We start from the raw sequence: 26,510 nt of genomic DNA, 5'->3' as shown, positions 1-26,510 counted from the left end.
AATTTTCCTTTTCACGCAACTCATTTTTCCCGATCGCTACGCCTGGCATCTCCCCCTCATAGTACCTTTGCCTGCCCTAAATTTTGGGTATACTTAAATTGATAATCAGGATGATAAGGCTCTTTTTTCTTGTTGGTTTATGGCTATTTTCTACTAATACTTTATTGGCAAAAGCCACTACAGAAGATGGCGGCACTATCCAGGGAAAGATCATTACCGCTGATGGTAACCCCGCCGCTAATGTGACCGTTGTTTTAAAAGAGATTACTAAAGGGGTGACTACCAATGAAAGCGGCGAATTCCGGTTTAAAAATGTACCCAACGGCAAATACCAGTTGGAAGTATCCCTAATTGGTTTTGAAACCATTACCAAAGAAGTGGAGATCGTCAACAACAAACCTGTTTCGGTGCAAATTGAGATCACCCAGTCTTCCCAAAAGCTGGAAGAAGTGGTGGTAACAAGCGGTGGTAACCGGTTTGCCAAAAAGGAAAGCGATGACGTATCCAAGCTGTCATTAAAGAATATAGAAAACCCGCAGGTGTACAGTGTAGTGGGCAAGGAATTAATGAAAGAACAACTGATCACCGATTACAATGCTGCTTTTAAAAACATTCCCGGAGCCGGTATTCCCATTGTTTATAACCAGGGAAGAAGTACGGCTATCTCCAGAGGGTTTACCACTGCCAACCTGGTGCGCAATGGAGTAGGCGGTTTTATTTATACCAGTATTGACCCCGCCAACCTGGAACGCATTGAAGTGATCAAAGGCCCTTCCGCCACCTTATTCGGCAGCACGCTGGCTTCGTTCGGCGGCTTGTTTAACCGGGTCACCAAGAAGCCTTTTGAGACTTTCAAAGGAGAAGTATCGTATTCAGGCGCAAGTTGGGACCTCAACCGGATAACACTGGATGTTAATACCCCGCTCAACCAGGAAAAAACTGCTCTCTTCCGGTTTAATGGCGCTGTTCACAGTGAACGTAGTTTCCAGGATGCCGGTTTCAGTAAAAACTTTTTACTGGCGCCCAGTTTATCCTATAAAGTGAATGACAAGCTTACCTTATTGCTGGATATAGAAATGAGCGGCTATAAAGCCACTTCCCCTACCCGGGTTACTACGTATACCAAAGGAGTTGCCAAAAGTGTGGAAGAACTGGGCATGCCGTATAAACTTTCCTTTGCCAACAATACCATCGCTTATACCAGTCAGCAATTGAATGTATTTGGACAAGTAAAATACAAGTTATCGGAGAGCTGGACCTCACAGACGGTCTTTTCACGTACCCGCTCTTCTTCTGATGGGTATGTGGTGGGCTTAACGATCTTGAGCGACAGCACACTCAGGCAAGCGGTTACTTCGCAGGAGTATCCCTACTATGGAACAAACATCCAGCAAAACTTCAAGGGCGATTTTTATATCGGCAATATGAGGAACCGGGTAGTGATCGGGGCAGATTTTTATAACCTGCAATCTTCCCGGAATGACGCTACGATCAATATGCCTGCCATCAACTTTAAGAAACCTGGCGCCGCCTATAACAACTTTACCGTAGAAAAAGTATCTCCCCAATTCGCCACCGCCACATTTGTGAATTATACCCGCGTACGGGATAATACGTATAGTGCTTATGTTTCTGATGTGATCAATGTAACCGACCAATTGCTGGCGATGGCGAGCCTGCGGGTAGATTACTACCAGGCCAGGGGCGCCTATTATCCTGCTAACGATTCCACTGCCGGCGCCTTTAATCAAACAGCCTTATCACCCAAATTTGGATTGGTATACCAGGTGGTTAAAAACCAGGTGTCCTTGTTTGCCAATTATATGAACGGGTTTGAGAACCTGAGTGGTACAGATTATAATGGCAATACTTTTAAACCACAGCAGGCCAACCAATGGGAAGCAGGCATTAAGCTCGACGCACTGAATAATAAACTGAATGCAACATTGAGCTATTATGATATCTCAGTCACCAATATGCTGCGTGATGACCCTGATCATACCAATTTTTCTTTACAGGATGGCACCCAACTGAGCAAGGGATTTGAAGCAGAGGTAATTGCCAATCCTATACCGGGTTTGAATGTGGTGGCAGGTTATGCTTACAATGAGAGCAAGTATGACAAGGCTAATAAAAGCATTGAGGGACTGCGCCCGGCTTCAGCCGGCCCCGACAAAATGGCCAACCTCTGGATCAGCTACCGTTTTGTAAAAGGGAATGCCAAAGGGTTGGGATTTGCATTCGGCGGTAATTATGGCAGCGAATCTTATCAAACCAATACGCAGGCTTTTGTTTTCACCATCCCCTCCTATACCGTGTTGGATGCCTCCGTATTTTATGACAGGTCTGCTTTCAGGATCGGTCTGAAAGTAGACAACCTTACCAACGAAAAGTACTGGTCTAATCGCCTGGCGGCGCAGAATCCCACCAGGGTTACCGCCAATCTTACTTATAAGTTTTAGCGCAAGGTTCTATGGGCTGATATGCTTTGAAAAACAAAAGGCTTCAAATCATCAGATTTGAAGCCTCAATATGCTTTGTTACTATTTATCAAAACGTCTTCTTCCCACTGCCGCCAAACACCTCACTGTCTATAAACGGCTGTTGGTACAACCGCTTGCCGGTAGCTTTGAAGATGGCATTGGCGATGGCGCCGCCGGTGGGTGGCAGGGCTGGCTCACCAAGGCCGGTAGGATCAAATTCATTTTCTACAAAGAAGAGATCAACTTCAGGTATTTCCCGCATGCGGATAAGCCGGTAGTTGTGGAAGTTATTTTGCTCGGCAACGCCCTCTTTGAATGACAGCTTGCCAAACAGGGCATGTCCCATGCCATCCACAATAGCACCCATGACCTGCTGCTGCGCACCGCCCAGGTTAATGACCTGACCACAATCAGCCACCGCATAGATCTTCTTCACCGTCGGCTTGCCTTTTTCCATTACTACTTCAGCTACCTGTGCCACATAAGAACGGTGAGAGAAATATACACTGAAGCCTTGTATCACGCCTTTTTTCTTACCCCAGCCGGAACGCTCCGCTACCCTTTTGGTAACATCTATCATCCGGTTGATGTTATAGTCAGTTCTGCCAACTGGTTTTGCTTTTACTTTTTCAAACAGATCAAGGCGGAACTGTACCGGGTCCTTACCGGCAGCATGCGCCACTTCATCTATAAAAGACTGCTCGGCATAAGCCAGGAAGTTGGTGATCGGTGCCCGCCAGGCCCCTGTAGTGATGGGCGACTGGTGTTCTACCGATTCGATCAGCAGGTTGTCAACAGCCCCGGAAGGGAAGTTGTTTTCACGGGTAGGGTTGCCGGAATTGATACCCGCGCCCCGCAGTCTATAACCAATCATATTGCCACCGGCATCCAGCGCTGCTTCAAAACGATATCTCACCGCAGGACGGTAAATACCACCCATCATATCATCTTCCCTTGACCAGATGACTTTTACCGGCGCTTTTAAAAGAGAGGACACTTCGGCAGCCTCTACCACGTAATCATTGTACAGCCTGCGGCCAAAGCCACCACCCAGGCGGGTAAGCTCCAGGGTGATCTTCTCTTCGGGAATGTTCAGCATTTTGGAAACAGCCGTGCGTGCACTGCCAGGTATCTGGCAGGGGCCTATTAGCTCCACACTGTCTTCTTTCACATGGGCAAAGAAGTTCATCGGCTCCAGTGGATTGTGCGGAATGAACGGGCACTGGTATTCTGCCTTAATGACCTTGGCAGCATCTTTAAAAGCAGTATCCACATCTCCATCTTTCCTGCGCACAGTAGCTTTACCATTATTCAGCAGGTCGGCAAATATTCTATCGTGATCTGCCGTACTTTCTATGTTGCCTGAATTCTCATAAGTGATCTTCAGTGCTTTCTTCGCTTTCATCACCTGCCAGGTGGATTTACCCACTACAGCTACCCCGTTCTTCACCTGCACCACGTCTACAATGCCAGGCAGGGCCTTTGCAGCAGCCGCATCGAATGATTTCACTTTTGTACCAAAGGCAGGCGGCCGTTGTATCATGGCATATAACATACCCTCCCGGTAAAAGTCGAGCCCATACAATGGCTTGCCGGTCAGGATCTCTTTATTGGCAACATTCTTAACTTTTGTACCGATGAGTTTAAAATCTTTGCGGTCCTTCAGCGTAACATTAGCCGGTACCGGTATTTTGGCGGCGTCTTCTGCCAGCTCGCCAAAGCCCGCTTTTTTACCGCTGGCTTTGTGCAATACAAAACCTGCTTCTGCTGTACATTCTGACGCAGGTACACCCCAACGTTGGGCTGCTGCAGCAATGAGCATAAACCGCGCTGTAGCGCCTGCTTTTCTTAACAGGGGCCAGGAATGCGGCACCGCCCCACTGCCGCCAGTCAACTGCCGGTCGAACCGCTTGCCGTCAAACGGCGCCTGTACTACCTTCACCTGGTTCCAGTCGGCATCCAGTTCTTCCGCCACGATCATGGGGAAGGAAGTCATGATGTTCTGTCCCAGTTCGGGGTTGGGAGAAAATATGGTCACGATACCATTGGTGCCAATGGTCAGGTAATTGTTGATGGCTACATCTGCTTCGGCCATAGCAGCGGAGAATACAGAAGCAGTTTGCCCCTCGGCATCTGCCCATTTAAAGCCCAGGATCAATCCGCCTGCAGTGAATGCAGACCATTTCAGGAAGTCTCTCCGGCCGGTATTGTTGGTAGTGGTAGTTGTTTGCATAGATTAGATTTTTTTGCTGGCTACTTTTACGGCTTCACGAATGCGGTGGTAAGCGCCGCAGCGGCACAGGTTGCCATGCATGGCGCTGGCTATTTCTTCATCTGTAGGATGAAGATTCGTTTTAAGGAAGGCAGCGGCCGTCATCATCTGTCCCGCCTGGCAATAGCCGCATTGCGGCACATCTACTTCATCCCAGGCCAACTGTACCGGGTGATCGCCATTGGCCGACAGCCCTTCAATGGTAGTGACGGGTGATTTTACAGCAGATACGGGCAATATACAGGAGCGAACGGCTGCGCCATTCATGTGGACCGTGCAGGCGCCGCATTGCGCCATACCACATCCGTACTTGGTACCCACCAGGTGCAGACTATCGCGCAACACCCACAGCAATGGTGTGTCAGCTTCTACATCCACCTGCTGTTGTTTCCCATTAATGGTAAGCTTAAAAATGGCCATAAGGTTTTCATTTTGAGTACTCTAAAATTAGGAAAAAAAAGCAGGCAGGTACGCCGGCGCGGAAACCGTTCATACTAATTTTAAAGTGAGTGGGAAACCAGGAAGGATATAATAATTCGATGGCCATGCCTATACATTAATTTATTTAAGTATATTTATTTCTTATTCTATGTCAAACCAATGCTAACTAACGACTATCAATACAGGGAACTGTTAATTGCCATTAAGGAACAGATACGTTCCAGCCAGGCAAAAGCTGCTCTAGCAGTCAATTCAGCGGTCATTCAGCTTTATTGGAAGATCGGAGAGATGATTGCTCAAAATCAGGTATTATTTGATGGTAGAAATAATTACATAGAACAATTAGCCTCAGATATAAAACAGGAGTTCCCCAATATGCCTGGTTTCTCCAGAAGAAATCTCTTCGATATCAGAAGGTTTTACCTTTTTTATAGTTCAGTTTCAGTGCGGCAGCTTGCCGCACTGGGTAGTACTGATTATCAATCTATTAACTCTGTGCAACAGCTTGCTTCCATTGATAATCAACCTATTTCAGTGCGGCAAGCTGCTGCACTGAGTAGTACTGATTATCAATCTATTAACTCTGTGCAACAAGTTGTTGCACGGATTCCATGGGGTCACCATTTACTAATACTGAATAAGGTTAAAGACCCTGAACAGGCATTATTTTACATCCAACAAACTATTGAATACAACTGGACCCGGGCAATTTTAGCCCTCCAGATTGAGCAAAATCTCTTTGCCCGGCAGGGAAAAGCTTTCAACAATTTTAAGAATACACTTCCCGAACAGCAGGCGCTGATAGCCCAGCAAATGCTCAAAGACCCTTACAATTTTGCATTCCTTGCGCTGGAGCCGCAGATACAGGAACTGGACATTGAAAAACAGCTTACAGAACATATTACCAAATTCCTGCTTGAATTGGGGAAAGGTTTTGCTTTCATTGGCAGGCAGTACCCCCTGGAAGTAGGTGATAAAGAATACCGGCTCGACCTGCTGTTTTACCATATCCGGCTGCGGAGTTTTGTAGTCATTGATCTGAAAACAGGCACCTTCGAACCCGAGTTTGCCGGCAAAATGAACTTCTACCTTTCAGTGATAGATGATCAATTAAAACAGGAAACCGACCAACCTACTATCGGCATCATCCTTTGCAAGGGCAAAAGGGGTATTGAAGTTGAATATGCCCTCCGGGGAATAAACAAGCCCATTGGGATCAGTGAATTTATCATTACCCAGGCATTACCTGCCGAATTAAAGAGTAATATCCCCACTATAGAAGAATTTGAAAAAGAGCTGAATAGAAACATATAGTATTTAATCACCACCCGGAGCCTACCCTGCATTTAGAGGCATAACCCTTGTGGGGAGGGCATTTTAACCCGCCACCGACAATATTGCCATGCTGCACACGTTTGAGACAGGAGTAATACATTCAATCGAATGCAAAACAGAACGGATTTGTTCAATATGAATATTTCCCGTTATTTGCAACCGTTAGCAACTAACTCCTAATATGATGCCCTGTTTTCGGTCTGCCCTGCCATGTCCGGTACGGACACGCTTACTTACCCTGGTATTCAGTTTTTCATTGGTACTTACAGGTATCGCTCAAACGACGGCTTTTATACCAGCCCCGGAAGATGAAACATTACTGAAAAAGCTTTCCGGAAAGTATGAGGAACAGTATAAGGCCGACCTGACAGCCCTGCCCGCCCAATATAAAGAAGACTTCAAAAAGATATACCAGCAGCGATGGGAGCATATTAAATCCAAGTTTGACGACAAAGAGATCTATACAGCCGCCGCTGCCCAGCAATACCTCGATGCACTGACGAATGAGATCGTACAGGCCAATCCTTCCCTGAAGCAACAGACCTTCCGTTGCTATTTCTCCCGTTCCGGCAATCCCAACGCCAGTTATATAGGAGAAGGGATTATCCTTATTAATATGGGCTTGTTCTACCGGTTGGACAATGAAAGCCAGGCAGCTTTTGTGATTGCCCACGAGATAGCGCATTTCCTGCTCAAACACAGCGATAATGCCATCAACCGGTATGTTACCACCATCAATTCACCAGCCGTACAGGCTGAATTACGTAAGATTAAGGGATCTGAATATAAGAAAAGGGAGCAACTGGACAAACTGGTGAAGGGTCTTACTTTCACCTCCCGCAGGCATAGCAGGGACCATGAAAGCGAAGCCGATTCTGTAGCCGTGGCATTGGTACGCAACACAAAGTTTGATGTTAGCGCCGCACTGACTACCCTGGCCTTGCTGGACACGATTGATGCAGATCCTTTTAATACCGCCGCAGCCCTTGAAACAACCTTCAACGCCCCCAAATATCCATTCCAGAAGAAATGGATCGCCAAAGAAGAAGGATTGCTGGGTGGCCATGCCCTGTTGAAAGAGGACAATACCCTTGATGACTCCCTGAAAACGCACCCTGACTGCCGGCAAAGGATACAATTACTGCAACCCGTCATCAACGGCTATGGTCAGTCTGCCCGCCCGGCAAACGTTATTGACAAAGCCAGGTTCGACACACTCAAAAATGATTTCCGGTATGAGATCATCGCCTGGTCGTATGCCGCCAATAATTACACCAGAAGTTTGTATTTCACCCTGGCCTTGTTGCAGCAAAAGCCTGGCGATCCTTACCTGGTAGCCCATACCGGCACTTTGCTCAATAGTATACATGCAGCCCAAAAAGCCCATACGCTTGGCAAATATATTGACCTGCCCAGCCCCGGTTACCCGGCGAGTTATAACCTGCTGCTGCAGTTCATCCAAAATCTTTACCTGGAAAACCTGGCCTCTATCAGTTACCATTTCCTGAACCGGTATCATGTACAGCTTAAGGGATATGAGCCATTCAAAACTGCTTACAGCGCCAGTATTCAAATAGCCACCCAATAAAACACAAACGATTTACTCTCCACAACCCAAACACCAAGAAAAATGATCAGAAAACTTATTATTGCCGCGACCTTCCTTTGTTTAGGCACGCAACAAATCCATGCCCAGGCTAAACTGAGCATTGACAAGGTATATTCAGCGTATTTACGCAATAGTGGTACGATCATGGAAAATAATCAGATCAAAGGTTATTTCTTCCTGTACCAAAGTGATAAGATAGACAGGAATACCAACGAATATACCCTGCAGATACTGGACCAGAACCTGAACAAGGTAAAAGACATCAAGTTCCAGGACTCCAAACAGATCAGTCTCCTGGAGGCCGCCTACAATGGCAGCAGCCTCGCCTTCCTTTTTAAGAATGCAGAAACCAAGATGCTGGAGATGAAGGTGTATGACATTGATGGAAAGTTGAAGTTTACTTATACCCGGGAGTATGATAGGAAAACCGATGACCTGATGAAACAATATGAGACCCTCCATACCGATGAAGGCACTAACCAGAATGTTTTTGACCTCGGCGAGCAGGGCTATGCATCGGTACTCCCCCTGAGGGATGGCAAGCAACGTACGTATGAAGTGGATTTCTACTCTTCCCAATCAAAAAAACAATGGACCTATGTACCTAACGACGATGAAGAAAAGTATGCACAGGCAGAATTTCTGGGCAGTACCGACAGCCTGATCATACTGGAAGTGATGAAAAGAAAAAGGGCCCTGAGCGGTAAGATGGCCGCGAGCCTCATCGGGTTGAATTTTGTTACCAAAAAGAAGGAGTTTGAAATAGATGCAGAAGGTAGTGATTATAAATTTGTTCCTACCAGTGTGGTCAAATTGAGTGGCACCGGCAAAATACTTGTGATGGGCAGTTACTTTGATTTGAATGCCAATATCGCTAAGGATGCCAGCCTGGGCCTTGGATTGTACGAGATTGACAGCAAAGGGAAAGTACTTTCCAAAACTTACAATAGCTGGGGCGGTGATTTAGCCAAATACCTTCCTACCAACGCCAAAGGCAAGATTGACGATGTGGGATTCCTGTATATCCACAAGCTGCTCAAAGCACCCAATGGTAAGTTATTTGTAGTGGGTGAAGGGTACAAGCGGAAAGCCAGCGCCCTGGGAATAGGCCTTGCTGTGTTAAGTGGAGGCAGAAGTACTGGCTCTACCGGCGTTACCAAGATCGTGATCACCGATATGGTGATGATGGAATTCAACGACAAGTATAAAGTGACCAATGCCACTATATACGATAAAACCCAGAACGATGCCACGCTATCTGCTATCAGTGACTATAACAGTCAACACGCCATTGCCATGATGCTTAAAATGGTGGGCGCATTTGACTATGAATTCACAACCGGAGAACCGGACAACAGCAGTTTTACCATTTGCTATAGCGACTATGTAAGAAGTTCTGAATACAAGGGACAAACCTTCAATGCCATCCGTTACAATGGCAGCAAGTTCACCACCGATAAAATTGAATTGAAGTCAAAGGCCAGCAACATGAGAGTATTCCCGGCCAAAGCCGGCTCTGTAATGATACTGGAGTATTTCAAGAAAGATAAGCGCCTCGACCTGAGACTGGAAAAATTAGGCTAAGCACGTAGCCTATATATGCATAAAAAAGCGTCCGCGGCATCAACATCGCGGACGCTTTACTTTTGAAGAATGGTCATGTTTACCCTTTTTTGATCCGCTCCCTTTCCTCATTGGACCCGGCATCCTGTTTTCGCTGGCTCTTTATAGTACTATTGCCAAAAGACCTGGAATAGGTAAGCTTTATTACGGGCGACCGGGCAGATTCTGTTCTGAATACAACATGACTTTTTATATCAAATGCTTCCTCTGCCAATGTACCATAATAACTTACAATACTTACTGTTCTGAAGATATCTGGAACGGATAATTGAAATGTCCCCCCGTTATTTTTTAATTCCTTTTTGATGCCTGCATTCAAGGCGCCGAATCCATCTACCTTTTTGGTTCCGTTATAAGATGACCCATTGTACCATCCTGAAATTTCCAGGGAAAAGTTCCGGGGAAACTTAAACGTCTCGCTGAAGTTGGCAGAAAACCCGAAATATGTTTTTTTAGCCGGCGTGACGGTAAAGTCTTCCTTAAACTGCCTCCACCCTCCTACAAAGCTATAACTCATATTCCACCAGTCATTGACTTTCCAGGGCAGGCTGGTTTGAAAAGTCAGGTTATTTTGGTATATAAGATTTTGTGGACAAAGATTGACCAGGTCACCTGCAGGGCTTTTCGTTACCTGGTACCTGGCAATAGGATGATCATCCCTGCTGAACAATACAGAAAATATATACCCCCGGTAGTTATAGCCTACTTTCAGATTATTAGTGATCGTTGGTTTCAATAAGGGATTGCCCGATTCTATTGAATTGGGAGAAGTATATATAACAAACGATGCCAGGTCATTGTAAGAGGGCCTGCTGATCCTTTGGGTATAGGAGAATTGCAGGTCTGCGTTTTCATTTAGCTTCCAGGAAAAGAAAACGCTGGGAAAGAGCTTACCCAACTTCCGATGGGTTATAGGTTGCTTTTTTTCCGGGTCATCCATCCGTGTATCAGCATGTTCATACCTGGCGCCTGCAATCAGGTTGATAGCGGGGGCCAACTGTGCATTAACGGAGGCATAAGCAGCCCCTATGCTTTCCTTCATAACTATGTTAGTGGATGTTTCGCCCCTGCTTACCCAGGTCCCGTCCACCAGGCTCTCTATCCTGGATAAACCTGAATTGCTCGTATAGGTGCCCTTGATGCCTGTTTCTAACTTTAGCCTGGGAGATAATTGCCTGGTATAATCAATTTTACCTACACCCACCTTTATGGATGAATGGGCAAAGCCTTTTTGCCAGGGGGAAAAAAGTGTATCATTTGACCCGGCTTCATTTCCATTTTTATCACGGTAGGAACTATGGGCATCAGAGGGATTGCTATTCTTATAATACAGGTAATCTATGTCAACGTTAATTTGCCCGCCCTCCCCGAGGTTTTTCACTGCATACAGCGAGGTGATCAGGTTTTGCCAGCGGTTGTCACCATATATATTGGCATCCAATGTATACAGCGAATCCGGCTCCACGTCATAGAATGCGGTGTTATGGGTACTGATGACTAGCCGGCTGTTGTTATAGTTAATGTTACTGCCAACAGTAAGACTTGAGCTTACCTTTGTTTCAAGCCCAAGCGTAGCAGTATGGCTGTTGTCAGTGGACCTGATCTCGCTCAGAATGTCCGTGTAATTTTGTCCGCCCAATAACGGCATATTATTAGTACCAATTGAATGCCAGTCGCTATACGCCCTGTCATGATTAAAGGAATAAGAACCATATAGATTTACCTTTCCTGTGTTATGGTCAACATTGACGCTGGCAGCACCCTTTTCCCCCCAGCCATAGCCTCCGGTCACAGAAAAGGAGCCCGCAGTTCCCCGTTTTTTACTTTTCTTCAATACGATATTGATCATACCGGCACTTCCTTCTGCATCATACCGAGCAGGAGGAGTTGTCAATAATTCTATTTTTTCAATATCATTGGCGCTCATTCCATTTAATAAGGTAACCAGTTGATCTCCCGACATACGCAGCAGCTTACCATTCACCATAACACTTACACCGCCTTTCCCGTTCAAGGCAATGTCATTATGCTGACGGTCTATAAATATTCCCGGCGACCGCTCCAATACCTCCAGCACAGAACTTCCTTTTGTAAGCACACTGCTTTCAACATTCACCACCGTTCCATACACCTGCTGCTGGAACAATGGCTTTTCAGCCCGGACTACCACCTCCCCTAATTCCCTGGAACTTTCCTGCATGACCAGTGTTCCGAAATCTTTATTCCTCCGGGAATCTGTTAGTTCAAACGGAGGAGAATCCCATGACTGGTAGCCAACACTGCTAAATCGCAAAAAATACCTTCCCGGGCTGGTATTTTGAATCAGGTAATCTCCCTTTTCATCCGTCAAAGCTGCCTTTACCAGGGAAGTGTCCATTGCTTTCAATAAAAGAACGTTGGCAAATGGAATGGGTTGGCCTGCAGCGGCAGTGAGCTTTCCGGATACCTGGCCAACTGTATCTGTCAAAAAACAAAATAATAGCACATTAAGTAATAAGGTCTTCATAACATTATATGATTTAAAGATCTGCCCGGCGCCGGAACAAGACCCACAACTATTTTTTGCGGGATTATCTAAACAAAGGAATAGATACAGGGAAGATTAATAAAACCGGAATGACTACAGGTCGGATATAATTGATGAAATGCATAAAAAATGACAGGAGTGCACACAGGAAATAATACCGTTGGTATATACAGATAAGTAACTGGTCATTTATTTGACTGAATTCATATACCGGATGCCTGAAACCAGCAAAATCAATGTATTTTTAATACAGACAATTTATTGTATGCTGCAGGAAAGATCGGGTCAGAACTGGCTACTCAAATACAAACTTCACCATATCCCTTTCTGGTGCCTTTATCATTATCTGTGGTCGGTAGTGGCACTGGGCAATCCGCTGAAGGCAGCCAATTCGATATTCTTCTCCCCCTATACGGTACAGTTTGTCTTCTACGTTATTTTTCAGGCGTTTGCAGTCTATTTCAATCTATACTTCCTGATCCCGAGATACCTTGAAAAAAGCAGGTTCCCCCGCTACATCACTTACCTGCTGGCAACTATACTTTGTGCCGCCTTGCTAATTGTTAGCGGATATTATTTAAGCTCCTTTACTTCCGGCAAGTCGCTTGAAGCGTTATATGGAAAAGGGCATGACTGCTTTAATTATTTTTTCAGCTATTCATTACCCTCCACCATGGCCAGTATGACCTTTGCCATGAGTATAAAACTGACCAAGAAGTGGATCCAGACCAAAAGGCGGCAGCAGTTACTTGAAAAGGAAAAACTGGAAACTGAACTTACATTCCTTAAGAACCAATTCAATCCCCATTTCCTGTTTAACACCATCAATTCCATATTTTTCCTCATCCACAAAAATCCTCACAAGGCCTCTGCTTCCCTTGCCAAATTCTCCGAACTATTGAGGTATCAATTGTATGAATGCAATGACAAACAGATACCATTAAGTAACGAGATCGCTTATTTGGAAAACTTCATCGAACTGGAAAAGCTCAGGCTAAACAAGAACCTGGAAGTATCACTCCAAATAGAGCAGCAATATACCAAGCACCTGGGAATAGCTCCTTTTATATTAATGACCTTTGTAGAAAACGCCTTTAAACACGTTTCCAAACATACCAATGAGCCTAATTGGATAACAATAAACCTGTACATGGACCAGCAGCAACTGAATTTTTCCATCACCAACAGTACATCCACCTATAAGGCGAATGATGTTGTTCGCTATGGCGGCATTGGCTTACAGAATGTACAAAGGAGGCTGGAATTAATTTATCCGGGACAATATACACTGCAGGTACAGCGTAACAAAACCAGCTTTGATGTAAAGCTGCAGATGGACCTTGCCGAACTGGTGATCCTGGAAAACATATCCCAAACCGCCTGAACATTCCCTCACCTATTAAAACTTGAATACGAATGATTAACTGTGTAATTATTGATGACGAACCACTGGCCAGGGAAGGCATTGCTAATTACGTTCAGGAGATCGACTTCCTGCACCTGGTTGAAACCTGTGAGAACCCGGTTGAACTCATCAAACTATTGGACCAGCATCGCATAGACCTGATCTTCCTCGATATCCAGATGCCTAAAATAAATGGCATCGACTTTCTGAAAATGACGCAGAACCCACCCATGGTGATCATCACCACGGCCTTCCCCAGTTATGCCCTGGAAGGGTTCCAGTTGAACGTGCTGGACTACCTGTTAAAACCCATCACTTTTGACCGCTTTTTCAAAAGCGCCAACAAAGCAAAAGACTACTACCAGTTGATCAACAAGGCCAGTGGCCAGGACCTTCCTAAAACAGACAATGTGAGTGATTACTTTTTCATCAAATGCGGCAGCAAATATGAAAAGATCCATTTTGATGACATCCTGTACGTGGAAGGCATGCAAAACTACATTACCATTTATACCAGCAGGGGAAAATATATAACCCTGCTGTACCTGAAAAACCTGGAACAGAACCTGGACAGCAAATCATTCATCCGGGTACACAAATCCTATATCGTTTCTATTCATAAGATTGACAGCATCCAAGGCAATGAGATATTTATACAATCCCACCGCATTCCCATCAGCAGGAATTACCGCGACCAGGTCATTCAACAGGTGGTCATGAATAAATTATGGGATAAAACGAACAATCCCCCGCAGTAAATAACAGGATATTTTCCAAAATATATCCTTAGATTACAGACAGATTATCCTTAATAACTGCGTATGGAATCTGTTAACATCAAACAGCTTGCGTCATTATTGAACCTATCCATTGCTACGGTGTCAAAAGCATTGCGCGACAGTTATGACATCAGTAAAGGAACAAAGGAGAAGGTGATTGCGCTGGCCAATGAACTGAATTATCAGCCCAACCCACATGCCAGCAGCCTCCGTAAACACAAAAGCAAAACCATTGCTGTCATCATACCGGAAATAGCCAATAACTATTTCACCCTCGCCATCAACGGCATTGAAACCGTTGCCCAGGAAAAGGGGTACCATGTGCTCATTTATTTAACCCATGAAGACTATAAGAAAGAAGTATCCCTGGCTAAAGAATTGTATAATGGCCGGGTAGATGGTGTGCTCATATCGGTATCTGGTACTACTACCGATTGTACCCATTTACACAACCTGCAAAAGAAGGGGTTGCCCATCGTTTTCTTCGACAGGGTTTCAGAAGAGTTTGATACGGTCAAAGTAACCACGGATGATTATGAAAGCAGCTACCTGGCCACCCGGCACCTGGTAGAACAGGGCTGTAAAAAGATCACGCACCTGGCGATCTCCAAAAGCCTTTCCATCGGCAACAAACGGCTGCAGGGTTACCGGAAAGCAATAGCAGATTTTCAGTTGCCCGATAGCGAATCACTGATCGTGGAATGCACCAACAACGATGAGAAAGACGTAGCGCTCATCCGGGACATGTTCATCCGGGAAAAACCTGATGGTATTTTTGCGGCCGTGGAACGGTATGCCATGGCGGGCTATGAGGTGTGCCGGCAACTGGACCTCAATATCCCCAAAGATGTAAAGGTGATCAGCTTCTCCAACCTGCCCATCGCCTCATTTTTAAACCCTTCCCTCACCACCATTACCCAGCCGGCCTTTAATATTGGCCACGAGGCTGCCGCCCGGCTGCTGACCACGCTGGAGAAAAAGAATGTACCGCTTACGAATGAGAGTATTGTGTTTAAGTCATCCCTGATACAGCGGGCTTCTACCAGTAAGTAACATTAAGTAGACATTCTCCTGATCAATTCCACCGGCGTAATGATGGGCGCCGCATCTATGGCCACCGTTTGCCTGTCATTCTTTAATATCTTCAACAGCTCCGTGACGATCACACTGCCGATACGCCCGGGAAACTGTTCCACTGTAGTAATGGAAGGCGTTACAATGGAGGAGCGCGGGTCATTGGAATAACCTACGATCCGCAGGTCCTGCGGTACCGCAATTCCCCGCTCTTTGGCAAAAGCCAATACAGTGAGGGCCGTGGTATCATTGGCAGCCAGTATGGCGTCCGGCCAGGGCTTGCGGGCAAACAGCCGGTGCATGGCCTTACGGGCATTTTCGGCCGTGAGCTCATGGTAAAATATCCAATCCTTCATCACCGGTACATGGTATTGCTTCATAGCATGCTCAAAACCGGCATACCTATCTATGTAAATATTACAGCCCACCGGGCCTGATATGTAGGCAATATGGCGACTGCCCAATTCAATCAAATGAGCAGTGGCCAGGTAAGCCCCCCTGAAATCATCGCCTTTGATGATACAGGCAGGATAAGGCTTTACCGGAACACGGTCATAAAAAACAACCGGGATATTGTTTTGTGTGAGTATATCGAAATGACTGAAATCGGTGGTAAATAAAGTACAGGCCACGATCACGGCATCTACCCGCGAGGCATATAAAGTGAGCGCCAGGTCTTTTTCTATTTCCAGGGAATCATTGGACTGGCAGATGATGAGGTTGTACCCATGTGTATGTAACCCGTTTTGAATGGTAGTAATGATCTCCGTATGCACGAACATGGAAATACGCGGCACGATCAATCCAATGGTATGGGTCTTATTTGTACGCAGGCCCGAAGCCATGATGTTGCGCTTATACCCTACCTGCTCTACCATGGTCATCACTTTGCTGCGCGTAGCCTCATGCACATGCGGATGGTTATTCAATACCCGGGATATGGTGGCAGGCGACAACTGCAAGGCAGCAGCGAGCTCCTGGATGGAGTTTTTCTTGTTGTTTTTTTTCTTCATAATGGCAGGCGGTTAGCGTAAGGACAACACGCCCATAAGATTGTTGCAGGAAATTGCTGGAATCGTTTCCAATATATCTAGGATGCCAGGACCAGGTGACGAAGATCAATGGGTGAGCGAACCAATAAGGTGCGGCAGGAGTTCAGGCAGGGTATTAACATAAGCAATCGTTTAAGATCATAAAAAAATAACTATTTCAAACTTGATGAAAAAAGCTGGTATCGTTTTCAGAATCAGGCGATTTATTTACTGAAACGTTTAAGTAAAAATAAAGACAGACAACGCAAGACCGGTATGCGATAGAATGTCTAATTTCCTTGATCATAACGATTGCTATATGCCGACAAACTACCTGTACTCCGGTCTGCTGGCCCTGTTGCTGCTTTCGGGGCTACCTGCTGCTCCTCAAACCGATTATATAGGTACGTCAGACTCCCACCTGCCTCCGCACCCACGCATTCTCCTGCTGAAAGATGAAGAGCGTGCCATCCAACAAACCATCGCAGCCGATGCCACCTGGGGTAAGCTGCACCAGGCCATCCTTTCTGCATCGGACGAACTACTGCCCTTGCCCCCCATAGAACGCATACAAATAGGCCGACGCCTGCTGGATAAATCACGTGAGGCCATCCGCAGGATCTTCTTCCTCTCCTATGCCTGGCGCCTCACCCAACAGCCCGCTTATTCCCAACGTGCCGAAAAAGAGATGCTGGCCATCGCCGCTTTCAGCGACTGGAATCCCTCCCATTTCCTGGATGTGGCGGAAATGACCCTGGCTATGGCCATTGGGTACGACTGGCTCTATGACCAGCTATCACCCGCTTCCCGTGCTGCTGTTAAAGCAGCCATCCTGCAAAAAGGACTGGAACCTTCTTTAAACCCGGGCAACAATAGCTGGCTGAAAGCAGAACACAACTGGAACCAGGTGTGCAATGCAGGCATGAGCTACGGCGCTATGGCTATTTATGAAGACCAACCCCAACTGGCCAAACAGATCATTAACCGCGCTATAACATCCATTGTATTGCCCATGGCCGATTACGCGCCCGATGGCGCTTACCCGGAAGGTTATGGCTACTGGGGTTATGGCACCAGCTTCAACGTATTATTTAATAGTGCTATCGAAAAGTTATTTGGCAAAGACTTTGGCCTCACTGAAAAACCTGGCTTCCTGAGAACGGCCGGTTACCTGGAAAATATGACCGGCCCCTCAGGCAGGCCCTTTAATTATTCAGATGCAGGTGGCTCCGGAGGCTTGCAACCTGCCATGTTTTGGTTTGCCGCCAAACTAAAAGATCCTTCCCTGCTATGGGTAGAAAAAAGCCGGCTACAGAACAGTGACCCGAAATCACATACCGGCAACCGCCTGCTGCCGGCCATTATGCTGTGGGGCGCCGGCACCAATATCGGTAGCATCCCGGCTCCTGCATCCGGCATGTGGATGGGCAGGGGCAAAAACCCGGTTGCTTTGATGCGTACTTCCTGGACCGATCCCAACGCCCTCTTTGTAGGGATGAAAGGCGGGTCGGTATCGGTTAACCATGCGCATATGGATATTGGTTCCTTTGTGATGGAAGCCGATGGCGTACGCTGGGCCATGGACTTTGGCATGCAGGACTATGAATCGCTGGAGTCCAAAGGCATTAAGTTATTTGGCAGAACACAGGATGCCCAGCGCTGGACGGTATTCCGCCTTACCAATCTTGTACACAACACCCTTGCCGTTAATAACCAGCACCAGCGGGTGGAAGGGCATGCCCCGATCACCGCTTCTTCGGCAGCCCCTTCCTTTATGCATGCCATCACGGACATGTCGGCCGTATACAAAGGTTCACTGGTAGCTGCCAACCGCGGCATTGCGATCGTTGACCAATCGTATGTGCTGGTACAGGATGAAGTGGAAACGACCGACCAGGCTGCCACGATCCGCTGGACATTGCTCACGCCGGCCAGTGTAGCCATTACCGGTGAGAACAAAGCGGAACTGACCAAAGACGGCAAAAAACTGGAGCTGGAAGTAACAGCACCCGGTGAAATAACCATGAAAACATGGTCTACCGATCCGCCCAATAGTTATGACGCCCCCAACCCGGGCACCATCCTCACGGGCTTTGAGGTAACCCTTCCGGCCAATACCAAAGCAACCATCCGGGTGGCGCTGAAACCCGGTAAAGCGGCCGGCAAGGCAATGGCAAAAGCCACACCGCTCAGCCATTGGAAGAAAGACAAATGATCGCTGATAAGTATTTGTATCCATGATCACTCAATTCATTGTATATGAAAAAGACAATAGGAACCCTGCTGCTGGTAATATTTTGCAGTAAACTGATTGCCCAGCAAAACCTGCTGAGTGGCAAATTCACTGCCCCTGAACTCAAAACAGTATTGATACCGCAGGCGCAGTGGACGCCTTTCCCCAAAACCAGTGACCGCACCGGTTGGGCCAAAGCTGATGCGGCCATGATGAAAGCCATCCTGGAAAAGGCAAACAGTTATATTAATTATAACTGGCCTTCGATCCCTGCCACCAAATCATTGTTGATAGAACGTACAGGCGACCGTAATGAATACCAAAGCATCAGCTATGAAAAACGAAATGTGCTGGGCACTTTACTGCTGGCAGAAGTATATGAGAACAAAGGACGGTTCATTGATCCCATTATCAATGGCGTATGGTCTATCTGTGAAGAATCGTGGTGGGGCGTACCGGCCCACCTGCCGCAACGGAAAGAGTATTCAGGGCTTATGGATGTATCGGCGCCGTTTGTTGACCTGTTCAGTGCAGAGACAGGCACTTTCCTTGCCTGGGTGGATTATTTTGTAGGTGATAAACTGGATGCAGTTTCTCCGCAGATCAGGAAACGCATTTATTATGAAACCAATTACCGCATTTTTCAGCCGCTCATGACCAAAGCACATGGCTGGATGACGAAGAATGCCAATGGCAGGCCACCCAATAACTGGAATCCCTGGATCTGTTCCAACTGGCTCAATACCGTATTGCTGCTGGAAAAAGATGATGTTCAGCGGGCCAATGCGGTTGCAAAGATATTATGGGTATTAGATGAATTTGTAAATCCCTATCCGAAGGATGGAGGTTGTGATGAAGGGCCAGGTTACTGGGGCGCTGCCGCGGCTTCCCTGTATGATAACATAGCCATGCTGAACCTGGCCACTAACAATGCTTTCAATTATGTTTACAAGGATGAGAAGATAAAGAATATGGCCCGCTTCATTTACCGGGCGCAGATCGGTGAAAAGTATTTCCTGAACTTTGCCGATGCAGATCCCCGGCCCGGCATGGCTGCCAACATGATCTATCGCTTTGGTAAAGACATCCGGGATACTGCCATGATGCGGTTCGGCGCTTTCTATCGTAAGCCGGAGGAGGATGGCAATGCCGGCAGATACCATTACTTCAGGACCCTCTTTGCCCTGTTCATGCAGGATGAATACCGCCAGGCGCCGCAGGGATTGCCCCTGCCGGCCAATGTGTGGTTGCCCGATATACAGGTAATGATTGCGCGGGATAAGGAAGGCAGCACGGATGGCTTGTTCGTGGCCGCTAAAGGCGGGCACAATGACGAAAGCCATAATCACAATGATATTGGCAATTATATCGTTTATTACAATGGCCTGCCTGTACTGATTGATGTAGGCAGGGGCACTTATACCCGGAAAACATTCAGCAGCCGGCGCTATGATATATGGTATAACTGTTCCGACTACCACAATGTGCCCACCATCAACGGCGCCACGCAGCCACCCGGCGCCCGGTTCAAAGCCACCAACGTAACGTACAAACAGGACAAGTCATTTGCTGAATTGTCACTCGACATCGCCAAATCATATCCGGAGAAAGCCGGTGTTAATAGCTGGCAGCGGACGATACGGTTAAATCGTGGCAGGAATGTGGAAGTGAAAGATGTTATCGCGCTCACGCGGGCTGATAGTATTGTGCAAAACCTGATGACCTGCTATCCTGCAGCCCTCGTAAAACCCGGCGAGCTGGTTATCCATTACAAATTACAGGACGGCACAGCCAAAGATTTTGTCATAAAGTACAACCCTAACCAAATGGGTGCAGCCATTGAAAAGATCCCTTTAACAGCGATGGAAGATAAAGGCATCCTGGACAAGTGGGGCGATAATATTTACAGAATAAAATTCACTGTCAATAAACCTACAACCAACGATAAGATCAGTTTTGCAATTGCGCCTAAATAAATGCCTGCACATGCTTCAAAAACATTCCGTATTCTCCTTGGTTGTATTCCTGCTGGCACTCATGTATAGCCAGGCGCAAGATATTGCCCTCATCAAAAAACGTGTGGTAAGTGACCTCCTGGCCCCGCCTGTTAACACAACCGCCATCCAACAATTGGTACAATCCATTCAGCCCGATGGTACCTGGCCGGGGATCAATTATAAGGATGTATCCCGTACCGGCTTCCAGCACAAAGACCACCTGGAAAATATGCTGGCGCTGGCCAGGACTTATAAAAAACCAGGCACGGTATATTACCAGGATCCTGCCGTTAAAAGAACATTTGCGGCCGCCCTTGATTATTGGCTGGCCCATGACTTCCGGTGCGAGAACTGGTGGTGGAATGAAATGGGTACGCCTAACCTGATGATCAATACCCTCCTGGTAATGGACAGCAGTCTTACGGAGAAGCAGCGCCAGGAAGGCTTGCAGATAGCGCACCGTGCCAAAGAACTACAGGAAGTGATTGATGTACGGCTTGGCAAAACCAAACCCAACTTCACACGCGACCGCTATTTCTGGTATTCGCATTATTATACCCACCAGCGGCCTAACTATTACGCATCCGTGCGCATGCATTCTGCCCGTGCCAATAATATGGAAGAGCCGCACAATGAAGAAGGGATCAGGAACCATCACTACGGGGATGGTTCCTTTTTTATATCCCGTACCGGCCACGAGTACTTCAACATTTTTCCCGTGTGGGACTGGCAAAAGATACCGGGCGCTACCATCGTACAAAAGCAGGACGTTCCTCATTGGCGGCAACTGGCCAAAAAGGGATTGACTGATTTTTCGGGAGGTATGAGTGATGGCCAATATGGCGTGGCTGCTTTTGATTTTGCCAGTGTGCATGATCCGCTCAAAGCGCACAAGGCATGGTTCTTCTTTGATCAGGAGATCGTATGTCTTGGTGCAGGCATTCATGCAGATACTGCTTTGCCGGTGTTCACTACCCTGAACCAATGCCTGCTGAATAAACAAGTGACTGTACATACGAATCATAAAACAACCACCCTGCCAACAGGTAAACATGTATTGCCTGCCGTATCGTGGGTTTTGCATGATAGCGTAGCCTATATCTTTCCTCAACCGGCCACAATGCATATCAACAATGGAGAAGCTACTGGTAACTGGCGGCAGATCAACCACCAGGCCTGGGCAACAACCACAACAGTGCGGGAAAATGTATTCACCTTATGGCTGGACCATGGCGTACAACCAAAGAACGCAGGTTACGCCTGGATCGTGGTGCCCGGCATTGATATAGTTTCAGCTGCCGCCTATAGCAGGAAATTGCCTGTAAAGATACTTGCCAATACGGCCGACCTGCAAGTGGTGCAACATACGGGCCTGGAGAGAACAGGCATCGTTTTTTATAAAGCAGGGACTATCCGGATCAATGACAGGCTAACCCTTGCCACCACACAACCCTGCATCGTAATGATTAAAGCGAAAGGCGCAACGGTCTCTGCCATCGCAGTAACAGATCCGACGCAGAAACTAAACTCCTTGCAATTGAAGGTGAATGAGCGGACGATAGATGTGCAATTACCTATAGGTACTGAAGCTGGGAGTACGGTTGTTGTGCAGTAAAAACAGGAAGGTTACGTGCCTGCAGCATTGAATAAGCATTTCGGCCAGGGAACTTTCGAACAAAAGCGTGGACATACTTGAAGGGATTCGAACCCCTATCTGCAATGAACACTGGTGTTCATTGCTATTTTACTTTAAACTAAAAGCAGCCCACGCATATCATTTTTCATTAGTAGTAGCCTTACTTCTTACCTGCCATTTTTTTAACCGAACGGAAGATTCTTCTTTGAGCATCCGCCTGATCGTATCGGCTTTTGCAGATTCGTTTTTGTCAATATTCTTAAAGAGATCCTTTCCTGTTAAATATCCTTTAAGATAGCCGTTATTATTGCTAATAATTTCCGCTATCCGTTCGGCAATTTTTTTATCAGCAACTATCATTGTCTGCCCACTGGGTAAAGAAAACCGGGTGCTCATCCTTGTATACAGATCAATAAATTCAACGGTAGGTACATCCGGGTTAACTTCCAGATACCTTATTAACAATTTAAATCCATCAGTATCTTCTTTTCTCTCCAATACGTATTGCAACAAATCCTGTTGCTTCGTCCTCAACAAATGAGTATTATGACTCAATAACTCCTTTATGCCAAGCATTTTCAATTTACTGGCAAATTTCTTCCAATCTTCTCCGCTCAGCGTTTTCATTACCGGGTTCTTGCCATTCCGATTGAAATAATAAATTGGACCTGTATTTTCTTTTTTATTTTTTACAGTCATATACATCCCTTTCTTTACCTGGGGCAAATATTTGGTTTTCGGTCGGAAACGCGGATTATGATACCATTTTTCTCCATTTGCTAATCTGCCATAGATTGGCTCTGCCAGAAATGAACCAATAGTTGCTATAGACATGGTAACAATAAACTTCCGCCGGTTATTGTTTTTCAATTGATTACTTTCAACAAGACCGGTATGTGGCTCATTGATTTTATTAGAAATAAGTATTATAAAGAGTACGTCTACCATAAAAAGCAATATCCCAATGGCATTAGACAACGAATAATCTTTGTGAAGCACTTTATAATTCAGGTCCCAGTTAATAACCAATAATCGCAAATTAGCCAGTAAGAACAAGATGTAAATAATCCAGACAATCATATTTGATATTCTTAACGACCTGCTATCGAGCCCGATTATTTTTTGCAAGGTTTGCTGACGGGTCTCTTCTTTCAGATCAACAGTCCGTTCTTTTTGCAGCGGAAAAAACCAGAAAGGCAGGCTAAAGTCGTAATCTTTATATAGCTTAGCTGAAGCATTTGAGTAATCATTATGTAATATTTCCTTAAATCTGCTTAACGTGTTGATTATCTTTTGCTTTCTCATATAGGCATATACCAGCATAATTGAAAAGAAAATCATCACCAGCGGCACTGTCCACTTCAATCCAACCCTTTCAAATTTTACGTTCAGGATCGGAATATTAACAGGCACGATCAGTTTTTCCAGATTAAGCCTTATAGAATCATTAATAGTGACATTTTTCTTCGCTTGACTGGCAAGCCGTTGTGTAAACTTTGTTTGTTGGGCACGTATTGGTTTAATGATTACATGGAGGGCAGAGTCTCTATCTGAGGCTTTGTAAGACCTAATACTATCAGGCATATGCCTATATAGTTGCCCAATGAGACTCTTAATAGTATCAATCTGTCTTTTCTGCTGGTTTTCTTTTTCAAAAGCTGTATGTCGGGCTGTCATCTGTTCAATATACCGATCCGCAACCTGGTAATACTTTTCAATTTCCGTAAGCCATAGGAACGAGAGCGGTATAAACACTATTAATAAAGTCTGATTAGTCGTTTTGCCCAGCGACCTGATCTTTTCAATATAATATTTTGCTTGTTCCTTTGGATCCAGCACAGAGATAAATTTAGAAGATACTACTAAAAATAGAACGATATCTCCAGCTAGGGTACCGTTAAAACACCTTTTTAAGAATGGCATAGAATACTACCAATTTCCGGGAAATAAATGCACTAACAGAGAGCATTTTTCAAGCGCTTTCTTATTTTTCGTATATTGCTATACAAGCGTTCAACATGATGACAGGACATTATATCTCTTCAGACCTTCATTCGACCAAATCCACTCTGGCAGTGGGTTTGCCAATCTCAAACAATATAAACCCGCGTCCTGCCTGCATTTAACTTCTGTTTTCTTACTATTGCCTTACTACTCTCTTACTACTGCCTTACTTCTCCCTTGCTTTTGATAGGGGACTGCCCGGGGACATCCTTTGGATTATCAGGGGATTACTATGGGAGAGCTATTAAGAATACCTACGTAAAGCGGGCCCGAGGCCCGGAAATAAGACTGCGAGGCTGCAAGCCCTCGCAGAGCGCACAAGCAAGCCTTAGAGCGCGACTTTATATAGCCTTTGCAACTTAATAGCAGAAAAAAAAGCGACAAATGCGTCATAAGGTTCATTATGCGACATGGTGATTTGGAAAACACTATAGCTTAGTTGTAAATTAGATAAAAACATTTTTTATGGCTAAAATAATAGCACCTTACCAGATTAAAGGGTCAACAGGTGACACGACCTATTATGTAAATGAGTTTGGCCAACAAATGAAGTTAAAAGGCGGGCCTACGGCATGGCAGGTAAAACATCTGGACAGTATGGCTAATACCCGCCGTAATGCGGCTGAGTGGAAGCGGGCCACCGCAGCCTCGCAGCTCATGCGGCGTGCACTGGTCAGCCTGCTGCCTTCCGTGAAAAATATCCGGCTCAATAGCCGCATGAATGGCCCGATGCTGGCTGCTCTCAAAGCAGATCCCATTCATGATTGGGGTGAGCGTGTGATCGCTGCCGGCGACCTGTCGGTATTATCAGGCTTCGAGTTTAACCATAAGTTATTACTGGACGATGCCCTGCCATTGAATATAGAAAATACCTATTCCATAGAAGCAGGCAAAGTGATGATCAATATCCCTGCCTTCCGGCTGCGCAGGAAGAAAGCGATACCTGCCGAAGCTACACATTACCGGCTGGTATCGTGCGTGCTGACGATTGATTTTGAAAAAAGATCTTACACCTGTGATCAACAAGCCGGCAGTATACAAGCGATGGGCCGCAAGGCAGGAGAAGCGTTCTGTCTTGAACAAGTGGTCCAGCCAGCCAATGAACAAGGCTGTTTCTGGCTGATGGGAATCGAGTTTTATAAATTGGTCAATGATAAGCCGAAGCTGGTAAGGGGCGGCGCCTTGCGTATCATGCAGTGGATTGGTGAAACTAACAGCAGGGAAGTTGGAAAGCCGGAAGTGGGAGAAGTTGATGAGCCTGCACATGTGGAATGCTTCCAGGAAGAAGCAACTACCAAACTGCCAGTAGAAGCGGTTGATATTGCTAAAGCATCACCTATAGAGTTTGCTTTGGAGGAAGTTGGCCCGCCCAAAGGAGAAGCGCCTGCAGAGCTGGCTATGGAGGCGGATTCAGTAGCATTGGTCAGTCCCGCTGATGGATTTGAGAAGTCCCTGCGGATATTGCCGCCAGTGAAGAATGAGCACAGAAGATTATCACGAATGTTGACGGCAATTCTTATTAAATCAATAGTATTTATAGTTTCGCTAGCTAAAGTGCTTATTCTATAATTTATTCTAAACATTAAGCCTGTCCTCATACGGAACAAATTCTCCAAACTCAAGATACCGTTTTAATAATCGCAGATACATAGCCCAACAGTAGTTTGAAATTCTGTAATGCTCGTTATCTTCTTTCCAGCCCGTATGGTAAAACTGGACTTCAGTAGTGCTGTTTTTGTCTGCCAACCTGAAACCGACTGTGCTACCTACCCAGTCCTGGTCAGCGTCTATCATTGTCAATTCAAACGCTCTATTGGGGATAAATTTTGACACCACTGCTACCCAGTTGTATTCAGGTCCGAAGTGAAATTGAAATATTTCTCCAAGTGCAGGCTTCCCTGATGATTTTTTACTCCACCATTTGTCCAAACCGCCTGGTGTTGAGATGCTCTCAAATACTTTGCCGGGCGGGACGTTGATGTGGAAATAATGAAATAGGTCCGCCATACCATTTTTGTTTTGAATACTGTCACTGTTAAAAGTAGCAAATTGTCCCCGGTC

17 protein-coding genes are annotated in these 26,510 nt (G+C 46.0%); 11 read left to right on the top strand and 6 right to left on the bottom strand.

The annotated features are described in order from the left end of the window. Positions 1 to 110: 110 nt before the first annotated feature. On the top strand, positions 111 to 2,462 hold the full coding sequence (locus HB364_RS17805) for a TonB-dependent receptor (protein WP_167289563.1): 2,352 nt from the start codon (positions 111 to 113) through the stop codon (positions 2,460 to 2,462). Positions 2,463 to 2,550: 88 nt separating this feature from the next. On the opposite strand, the gene HB364_RS17800 is transcribed toward HB364_RS17805, so the two are convergent. Beyond that, a complete protein-coding gene (locus HB364_RS17800) occupies positions 2,551 to 4,716 on the bottom strand; it encodes a xanthine dehydrogenase family protein molybdopterin-binding subunit (RefSeq protein ID WP_167289562.1) in 2,166 nt (721 codons plus the stop codon). A gap of 3 nt (positions 4,717 to 4,719) precedes the next feature. Beyond that, entirely contained in the window at positions 4,720 to 5,175 is a 456-nt protein-coding gene (locus tag HB364_RS17795; RefSeq protein WP_167289561.1) for a (2Fe-2S)-binding protein, read from the bottom strand. A 180-nt stretch (positions 5,176 to 5,355) separates the two neighbouring features. On the opposite strand from HB364_RS17795, the gene HB364_RS17790 reads away from it, so the two are divergent. From HB364_RS17790 to HB364_RS17780, 3 genes are all read left to right on the top strand, one after another. Then, positions 5,356 to 6,510 carry a PDDEXK nuclease domain-containing protein gene (locus HB364_RS17790; protein WP_167289560.1) on the top strand — a complete coding sequence of 385 codons (1,155 nt, stop codon included), beginning with the start codon at positions 5,356 to 5,358 and terminating at the stop codon, positions 6,508 to 6,510. A gap of 202 nt (positions 6,511 to 6,712) precedes the next feature. Continuing rightward, positions 6,713 to 8,119 carry a M48 family metallopeptidase gene (locus HB364_RS17785; RefSeq protein WP_167289559.1) on the top strand — a complete coding sequence of 469 codons (1,407 nt, stop codon included), beginning with the start codon at positions 6,713 to 6,715 and terminating at the stop codon, positions 8,117 to 8,119. Between the two features lie 42 nt (positions 8,120 to 8,161). Next, positions 8,162 to 9,724, top strand: coding sequence for a DUF6770 family protein (locus HB364_RS17780; protein ID WP_167289558.1), 1,563 nt, complete (start codon positions 8,162 to 8,164; stop codon positions 9,722 to 9,724). A 79-nt stretch (positions 9,725 to 9,803) separates the two neighbouring features. Here HB364_RS17780 and HB364_RS17775 read toward each other — a convergent pair whose 3' ends face one another. Further along, entirely contained in the window at positions 9,804 to 12,269 is a 2,466-nt protein-coding gene (locus tag HB364_RS17775; protein WP_167289557.1) for a TonB-dependent receptor domain-containing protein, read from the bottom strand. Between the two features lie 286 nt (positions 12,270 to 12,555). Between HB364_RS17775 and HB364_RS17770 the strand changes: the two genes are divergently transcribed. The 3 genes from HB364_RS17770 to HB364_RS17760 all read left to right on the top strand — a co-directional run bounded on the left by HB364_RS17770 (position 12,556) and on the right by HB364_RS17760 (position 15,527). Next, positions 12,556 to 13,674 (top strand): sensor histidine kinase, encoded by a 1,119-nt coding sequence (locus HB364_RS17770; protein WP_167289556.1) that lies wholly within the window; start codon positions 12,556 to 12,558, stop codon positions 13,672 to 13,674. Positions 13,675 to 13,706: 32 nt separating this feature from the next. Continuing rightward, positions 13,707 to 14,453, top strand: a complete 747-nt coding sequence (locus HB364_RS17765) for a LytR/AlgR family response regulator transcription factor (RefSeq protein WP_167289555.1) — start codon at positions 13,707 to 13,709, stop codon at positions 14,451 to 14,453. A 63-nt stretch (positions 14,454 to 14,516) separates the two neighbouring features. Then, positions 14,517 to 15,527, top strand: a complete 1,011-nt coding sequence (locus HB364_RS17760; protein ID WP_167289554.1) for a LacI family DNA-binding transcriptional regulator — start codon at positions 14,517 to 14,519, stop codon at positions 15,525 to 15,527. Between the two features lie 2 nt (positions 15,528 to 15,529). Here HB364_RS17760 and HB364_RS17755 read toward each other — a convergent pair whose 3' ends face one another. Further along, the gene (locus HB364_RS17755) at positions 15,530 to 16,561 is read right to left on the bottom strand and encodes a LacI family DNA-binding transcriptional regulator (RefSeq protein ID WP_167289553.1); all 1,032 of its coding nucleotides are present in this window, start codon (positions 16,559 to 16,561) and stop codon (positions 15,530 to 15,532) included. 337 nt (positions 16,562 to 16,898) lie between these two features. Between HB364_RS17755 and HB364_RS17750 the strand changes: the two genes are divergently transcribed. The 3 genes from HB364_RS17750 to HB364_RS17740 are packed head-to-tail and all read left to right on the top strand — an operon-like array spanning position 16,899 to position 22,424. Beyond that, positions 16,899 to 18,794, top strand: a complete 1,896-nt coding sequence (locus tag HB364_RS17750) for a heparinase II/III domain-containing protein (RefSeq protein WP_167289552.1) — start codon at positions 16,899 to 16,901, stop codon at positions 18,792 to 18,794. A gap of 44 nt (positions 18,795 to 18,838) precedes the next feature. Continuing rightward, complete coding sequence (locus HB364_RS17745; RefSeq protein WP_167289551.1) at positions 18,839 to 20,788, top strand: heparinase II/III domain-containing protein; 1,950 nt, start codon at positions 18,839 to 18,841, stop codon at positions 20,786 to 20,788. Positions 20,789 to 20,798: 10 nt separating this feature from the next. Beyond that, the gene (locus HB364_RS17740) at positions 20,799 to 22,424 is read left to right on the top strand and encodes a polysaccharide lyase family 8 super-sandwich domain-containing protein (protein ID WP_167289550.1); all 1,626 of its coding nucleotides are present in this window, start codon (positions 20,799 to 20,801) and stop codon (positions 22,422 to 22,424) included. Between the two features lie 159 nt (positions 22,425 to 22,583). Here HB364_RS17740 and HB364_RS17735 read toward each other — a convergent pair whose 3' ends face one another. After that, entirely contained in the window at positions 22,584 to 24,368 is a 1,785-nt protein-coding gene (locus tag HB364_RS17735) for a hypothetical protein (protein WP_167289549.1), read from the bottom strand. A gap of 546 nt (positions 24,369 to 24,914) precedes the next feature. Here HB364_RS17735 and HB364_RS17730 point away from each other — a divergent pair. Continuing rightward, entirely contained in the window at positions 24,915 to 26,018 is a 1,104-nt protein-coding gene (locus HB364_RS17730) for a hypothetical protein (protein ID WP_167289548.1), read from the top strand. A gap of 6 nt (positions 26,019 to 26,024) precedes the next feature. On the opposite strand, the gene HB364_RS17725 is transcribed toward HB364_RS17730, so the two are convergent. After that, a complete protein-coding gene (locus HB364_RS17725; RefSeq protein ID WP_167289547.1) occupies positions 26,025 to 26,456 on the bottom strand; it encodes an SRPBCC family protein in 432 nt (143 codons plus the stop codon). Between the last annotated feature and the right edge of the window lie 54 nt (positions 26,457 to 26,510).

The organism is Paraflavitalea devenefica (assembly GCF_011759375.1).
In the GTDB taxonomy this organism is placed as follows: domain Bacteria; phylum Bacteroidota; class Bacteroidia; order Chitinophagales; family Chitinophagaceae; genus Paraflavitalea; species Paraflavitalea devenefica.
The sequence above is the reverse complement of the archived record's forward strand: the minus strand, read 5'-3'. Positions and strand labels throughout refer to the sequence as shown.

Bases quoted from the DNA above. Each gene is read 5' to 3' on its own strand.
- HB364_RS17755 (WP_167289553.1), bottom strand. From the start codon at position 16,561: ATGAAGAAAAAAAACAACAAGAAAAACTCCATCCAGGAGCTCGCTGCT.
- HB364_RS17790 (WP_167289560.1), top strand. From the start codon at position 5,356: ATGCTAACTAACGACTATCAATACAGGGAACTGTTAATTGCCATTAAG.
- HB364_RS17780 (WP_167289558.1), top strand. From the start codon at position 8,162: ATGATCAGAAAACTTATTATTGCCGCGACCTTCCTTTGTTTAGGCACG.
- HB364_RS17775 (WP_167289557.1), bottom strand. From the start codon at position 12,269: ATGAAGACCTTATTACTTAATGTGCTATTATTTTGTTTTTTGACAGAT.
- HB364_RS17760 (WP_167289554.1), top strand. From the start codon at position 14,517: ATGGAATCTGTTAACATCAAACAGCTTGCGTCATTATTGAACCTATCC.
- HB364_RS17795 (WP_167289561.1), bottom strand. From the start codon at position 5,175: ATGGCCATTTTTAAGCTTACCATTAATGGGAAACAACAGCAGGTGGAT.
- HB364_RS17765 (WP_167289555.1), top strand. From the start codon at position 13,707: ATGATTAACTGTGTAATTATTGATGACGAACCACTGGCCAGGGAAGGC.
- HB364_RS17740 (WP_167289550.1), top strand. From the start codon at position 20,799: ATGCTTCAAAAACATTCCGTATTCTCCTTGGTTGTATTCCTGCTGGCA.
- HB364_RS17805 (WP_167289563.1), top strand. From the start codon at position 111: ATGATAAGGCTCTTTTTTCTTGTTGGTTTATGGCTATTTTCTACTAAT.
- HB364_RS17735 (WP_167289549.1), bottom strand. From the start codon at position 24,368: ATGCCATTCTTAAAAAGGTGTTTTAACGGTACCCTAGCTGGAGATATC.
- HB364_RS17785 (WP_167289559.1), top strand. From the start codon at position 6,713: ATGATGCCCTGTTTTCGGTCTGCCCTGCCATGTCCGGTACGGACACGC.
- HB364_RS17730 (WP_167289548.1), top strand. From the start codon at position 24,915: ATGGCTAAAATAATAGCACCTTACCAGATTAAAGGGTCAACAGGTGAC.
- HB364_RS17745 (WP_167289551.1), top strand. From the start codon at position 18,839: ATGAAAAAGACAATAGGAACCCTGCTGCTGGTAATATTTTGCAGTAAA.
- HB364_RS17725 (WP_167289547.1), bottom strand. From the start codon at position 26,456: ATGGCGGACCTATTTCATTATTTCCACATCAACGTCCCGCCCGGCAAA.
- HB364_RS17800 (WP_167289562.1), bottom strand. From the start codon at position 4,716: ATGCAAACAACTACCACTACCAACAATACCGGCCGGAGAGACTTCCTG.
- HB364_RS17750 (WP_167289552.1), top strand. From the start codon at position 16,899: ATGCCGACAAACTACCTGTACTCCGGTCTGCTGGCCCTGTTGCTGCTT.
- HB364_RS17770 (WP_167289556.1), top strand. From the start codon at position 12,556: ATGCTGCAGGAAAGATCGGGTCAGAACTGGCTACTCAAATACAAACTT.